The sequence below is a fragment of the Proteiniphilum sp. UBA1028 genome (assembly GCF_002316955.1).
In the GTDB taxonomy this organism is placed as follows: domain Bacteria; phylum Bacteroidota; class Bacteroidia; order Bacteroidales; family Dysgonomonadaceae; genus Proteiniphilum.
The window spans coordinates 108874-114484 of sequence record NZ_DCEN01000035.1 but is presented as its reverse complement, the minus strand read 5'-3'; the positions used below and the strand labels follow the sequence as shown (position 1 = coordinate 114484).

Annotated in this window: 3 protein-coding genes; all 3 read right to left on the bottom strand. The window is 48.9% G+C overall.

Annotated features, from left to right (window positions below):
* Positions 1-2080, bottom strand: a 2080-nt coding sequence (locus tag B3Z75_RS05760; RefSeq protein WP_294068553.1) for a SusC/RagA family TonB-linked outer membrane protein, incomplete at its 3' end; no start/stop codon positions are given.
* A 205-nt stretch (positions 2081-2285) separates the two neighbouring features.
* Positions 2286-5102, bottom strand: a complete 2817-nt coding sequence (locus B3Z75_RS05755) for a hypothetical protein (RefSeq protein ID WP_294068550.1) — start codon at positions 5100-5102, stop codon at positions 2286-2288.
* Between the two features lie 3 nt (positions 5103-5105).
* The coding region (locus B3Z75_RS05750) for a hypothetical protein (protein ID WP_294068548.1) at positions 5106-5611 on the bottom strand (506 nt) is incomplete at its 5' end.

The window sequence follows — 5611 nt, the reverse complement described above, 5'->3', positions numbered from 1 at the left end:
AATCGATCCTGCCGAAATAGGAGGCGCGGGCCGTGAAGTTATAGCCTCCGGTACCGCCCCAGGCACGTTCTTCTTTTCTGTCGGCAATGGCGTAATTGATGTTTGCCTTCAGCGGGTCGTTCTCCAGCAGGTCGCGGTCGTTGCCGCCCAAGTTGCGATAGGTATATTTTGATGCAGACTGTCCGAGCACAAAAGAGAGGTTGTGTACCTCCTCGAACGACCTGTTGTAAGAGAAGTAATTCTCCAGTTGCCAGGTGTAGCCACGGTTCATCTCACTTTGCACTGTGCTGAACTGCACGTCCTTACCCTGTGTTGCCAGGAAGTAGGGAAATGTGTATGAATCGTATCCCCAGAATGCCAGATCCACACCGTAGCTGCTCCTGAACTTCAGTTCCGGCAAGATGGTCAGCTCGCCCCAGAATGATCCGACAAATTTATCGGCATTGTTCAATCCGGCCGAAGGCTGATTGAGCATCCCCACGGGATTGGCGATCTCCTGGAATCCGGCAGGTGGAATGGAGAACACGCGGTCGCCATTCTTCACCGCGTGCGGATACTGAGCCAGAATGGTCTTGCCCGTCTCTTCATCGGCATATACCGGCACCAGCGGTGAGAAAGTCAGGGCGCTTCCCAGAATGGAACCGTACTCGGAGTTGGTCTCGATGCCGGTGGATTTATTGCGGGAATAACCCACATTTACACCCAGTTGTACGTTGTTCAGAAAACTGCGCTCCTTCGTTTCAAAAATATTGTAGATCGAGTTGGAACGCAAACTGTAACGTTGAAAATTTGATTTGTCGTAATTTCCGCCCACGATGCCAGCCTGATCGAAATAGCCGAACGAGAGGAAGTAATTTCCTTTGTCCGTTCCCCCGGAGACACTCACTTGATGGTTCTGTACCGGTGCATTGTAGTAAAAGGTTTCATCCTGCCAGTCGGTTCCTTTTCCGGCACCCATCACCTGTTCGTTGTTGTAACGAGGCAGGTTGCCGTCGTTGATTTGGGCTTCGTTCATGATAACCATGTATTCGCGCGCATTCAGTATCTCCTTTTTCTTCCAGGGATTCTGCCACCCGTAGCTTACATCGTAGTTGACCGTGGCCTTACCCTTCTCTCCTTTTTTGGTGGTTACCAGAATCACACCGTTGGCTGCCCGTGATCCGTAGATGGCTGCCGAGGCTGCATCCTTCAGAATCTCCACCGAGGCGATGTCGACCGGGTTCAGGTAGTTGATGCCGCCGCCCACCTCCATGCCATCCACGATATAAAGCGGTTCGCTGTTGTTGATGGTACCGATACCGCGGATCCGTACCTTGGAGTCCGCCCCCGGCTGACCGGAGCTCTGGGTGATCTGTACACCCGATACTTTACCCTTCAGAGCATCTTCCACGCGGGTAGGTCTTGTCACGTTCAGCTCTTCTGCAGACACCTTGCTGATTGCCGCAGTAACCACGCTCTTGCGTTGTACTCCGTAACCGACTACCACCAGCTCATCCAATATCTCCCTGTTTTCCTGCAGCCGGACATTGAGGACGGTCTGACTGGTGATGGTGAATTCCTGTTCGATGTATCCGATATAGGAAAAGCGCAACACGGACCCCTGCGGAATGATCATGCTGTAGCTGCCATCCATATTTGTAACTGTACCGATCGTCGTCCCCGGCACCACGATATTGACACCGATCACCGGATCCCCATTCTCGTCGGTGACCCGTCCGGTCAAATGCACATCCTCTCTCGGTGTTTGCCTTGCTGCAGCTTCCGCAGTAACCGGTCGATCGAAAATATAAATCTTGTTGTCCCTGATCTCATACCCAATCTGACGGGGTGTCAGCAATTGGTTCAGCACTTGCGGGAATTCAGCATCGCCCACCCGTATGGTCACCAGCTCGCTCAGATCAACCACTTCCTTGCTGAATGCCAGGGTATGGTCTGTCTGTTCGGCAATACTCTCCAGGACAGTCTTCAAACTTTTCTGGCTGAAATTCAGGTTCACTTTTTGAGCCTGGCATAACAAAGTGCTAAGCACAAAAAGCGACACAAATATGTGCAGCCGCCTTTTCATTGGAATTTTTCCCATGGTTGTTTTTCGTATTAAAAATTAAACAGTATAAATAGATTCTCATACGCAGCTTCAATAAACACAGCTTAACACTTATGAAGCCTTCTTTTCATTTCATCACTACCTTGACACATTTCATGGTGAAAAGAATGAGATTATTTATAAAATTAACAAAAAATCCGGCACAACATGTACTGTGGGTCTGAAAAATTGTGTGAAGATTTTACGGGTCTTTCCGGGCAAAGAACTTCCGCACATTTACCTTGCGTGTCTTTACTTCAATGTGAAACGGCTCAAGCTGTGTCACCCTTCCTCCGGCAATGGCGAACGTACGCACCGACTCTTTGCATTCGGTATGCTCCGGCAGTGTTTTCTTGTTGAGTACGATGCTGTATTCTCCTGCAGGAAGGAAGGTAATAAACTTACCATGGTCGTTGGTGACAACGGTCTGCTCCAGTTTTCCGTCGGAGCTGATCACGGTGAACCGGAATCCTTCATAACGAGGAACGATCTCCACATTGTTCTCTCCCATGATGTAACGGATGCTTCCCTGCAGGGTACCGCTCTGCCGCAGAGGTATCTCTACAGTTGTCCTGAACCGGTGGACACTGATCTCTTTCTGATCGAACGACCACTCCCCGGGCTGCATCGGTCTCACGGCATACGTACCAAAAGGAACCGAGGTATACCTTACTTCCCCCTTCTCACCCGTAACAAAAGCCTTCCGGTCTATATCCACGAGATAATTCTGAGCCGGAGCATCTCCCTCATCATAGCGTCTGTTGGCGTTATGGTCATAATAGACTTTTGCGATGAGGGTGCTTTTCCTGCCTTTCAATGGCACTCCTCCCGGGAATCGATACCGTGCTCCCACCTCCAGATTCACTATTTCCCTGTCGCCCAGGAAGGGATATTTGTACCAATTGCCGGTAAGGATGAAGGAGAGGTTACTGCCGGGATTATATCTGGCATTGAGGTTTGCAGAAGGAATCTTTCCCTGATATACATCGCTTGTGAAGTTGATGCCTGAGGAGAGAGTCAGTCTGTTCGAAAAGTTTTGATTAGCAGAGGCTGAAATAGTAAGCCGGCTGAAGTCCTTCCCCTGTCGCTGTGCCATCACCTGCTCAAAGAGATAATATGCCCCCTGCTGCCAGGTGACACCGGCTGTGATCCACCGGTATGAGAAGTTCAACGAAGCTTTCCCCTGAGCAACATACTCTTTCTCCAGAGGGTCCTGAAAAAATCCTCCCTCCATACTTCCGAAAAAGGAGTACTTCCACCCCGGATGCTGCCATCGCCACTGCCATCCCATCCTGCGGGAAGTCATATTGAGGTTTTCATCTCCATACTCCATTCCGGCGAAGTGTGAATATGAAGGCGAGCTCTCCTTCTGATGCTGGTAAGACAACGAAGAGTGAATATTTTGAAAGGCAGGAAGAGTCAGCGAGATACCTCCATATTGGTTTTGGGAGCGATAATTGTATTCATAACTGTATGATTTAGGTTCAGAACGGTTAAAGTTGTACGACACATTCAGATTCATGTTGTCTGTTAGCTGCATGGTGCCGTGCTGTACAACCGAAAAGATTCCTTTTCGGTTACCGGGGAAGTAAGGATCACTGTAGTAAGCCGATCCACCCAGCAGCACATTCTTAAAAAGCCTTCCGTTGTAGCTCATCTCGCCCGCACCGGAGTAGCGATTTCCCTGCAACTCCCAGTACTCACCGGCTGTGGCATGCACTTTCCACTCCATGCTCCACTCTGCACTGAACCGATGCTTCCACCGGATCCCCATCATATGAAAGTTTGCCCTTTCGTAGGGGTTCCTTTGATACACATAGGTACCTCCCGTCCCGCTTCGTTCGGTGCCTCCCCCCAGATCGGCCTTCAGAAAAAATGAATAATAGTCTTTAAACCAGGGCTGATCATCAATGAGGTTATAGTTTTGATCAATGGCTCCGAATGTGATCTGCCGCCTTCCTTCTTTGTCGGAAAACAGGGCTTTTATTCCCCTTCCGTACAAGGAGAGTTCTGTCTGCTCCTGAACATTTCCGATAATAAACTGGTTTTCATAAAGCTGATATGCCAGGGAGGTATTTGTTATATATGGAAGAGAGTGTGTATTGTATTTGTATATATTGCCTTTCAGATGGAGATATCCTGCCGGCAAATCAATGTAACTGCCTCCCTGAAGTTGTACCGTATTTGAAATACGGTTGTAGGTACGGTAGCTTAGCTGCATGCCATTATCGAATGCTTTATCACCCGTAAAATAAAACTGGTCCCGAAAAAAGGCATTGTAGCTTCTCTGCGTAATCACACTATGTACATTGATCGTACGGGTATCCACTATCTTCTTCTCCTTCCCTTTCATGGCCGTTACTCTCACCTGAAAACGTCCGGCAGCAAGCAGATTGCTGCTAGCGATAAAACTATGCGTAAATTTCTGCTGTTCACCGGGTGCCAGTGTCGCTGTTACTTCGGTAAAAGGCGGAGCATTGTGCAGATTCGGTACGTTGAAAACCAGTATCACCTGCTCTGTGACATTGCCACTGTTCTGCAGGATCACGTTGACACGTACCGAGTCATCGGGGTTGGTAAGCAAGGAAGGACCATTTTCGGCCAGCAAGGTAAGCTGTTCACGCAGTTCAATCTGTAACAAAGTCTCACAGCTACTCACCAACTCATTTTCATCGGTCAGCAGGTTATAGCATATCTTCTTTTCCCCGGCTCCCAGATCCCTTGTCAGCACCAGTCTAAATGAAAAAAAACTACTATCACCGGGCGCCAGGCTTACTGCCCGCTGATCACGAGAGAGAGCACGAACACCTGTGGGTGCATCAATAGCCATGATGCCATTGAATGATTGATCCGACTGATTGGTTACCTTTAACACATGGCTTAGCATCTGTCCCGAGCGGGTATTCTCCCTGAGTATAATTTCTATAGGGGCATCGGCAAACAATGCAGCCCCTCCGCTTATCAGTAAAAGCAAAAGGAGGGTCAACAAGCGATCGATGGTGTTTCTGGCGATCTGCATCTTTTACCTTGAAGTAATCTCGAACATCAACTGCGTACTATAGCTTTGCTCCGTATTAATCAGTAAATAACGTTCGTCGATGGCCGCCGCGGAATAGATCAAATCGTAATCGAGAATCTCTCCATTGGTGGATACGCCTTCAAGGATCATCTGCCTTTGCGTTGAGAGCGGCACAGGTTGTTTGACGCCGTTTCCGCCGCTCAGCTGCAGGGAGACAAGGTTGAGCGGGATAGTGCCAAAGGCAGAAACAGAAGTAAAATTATCCGACAGCGCTCTGACCGACACTTCATAACCGGAAGTGGCAGATATTCGCAGTCCTTTATCGTAGGTTTTGGTAGTTCCGTTCGCATAATCGCTGATGGTACTAAATTCCAGCACTGCTTCAGGCAACACAGAGATGGAATATTCGGGGTTCTGCGGATAGCCATCGATATTTACCGAAAAACAGAAAAGATCGGGTTCGAGCGACAATATTCTTTCTTCTTTCCAGGGGTTATTACGTCCATTCC

Coding starts and splice junctions, on each gene's coding strand:
- B3Z75_RS05755 (WP_294068550.1), bottom strand. CDS start 5,102: ATGCAGATCGCCAGAAACACCATCGATCGCTTGTTGACCCTCCTTTTG.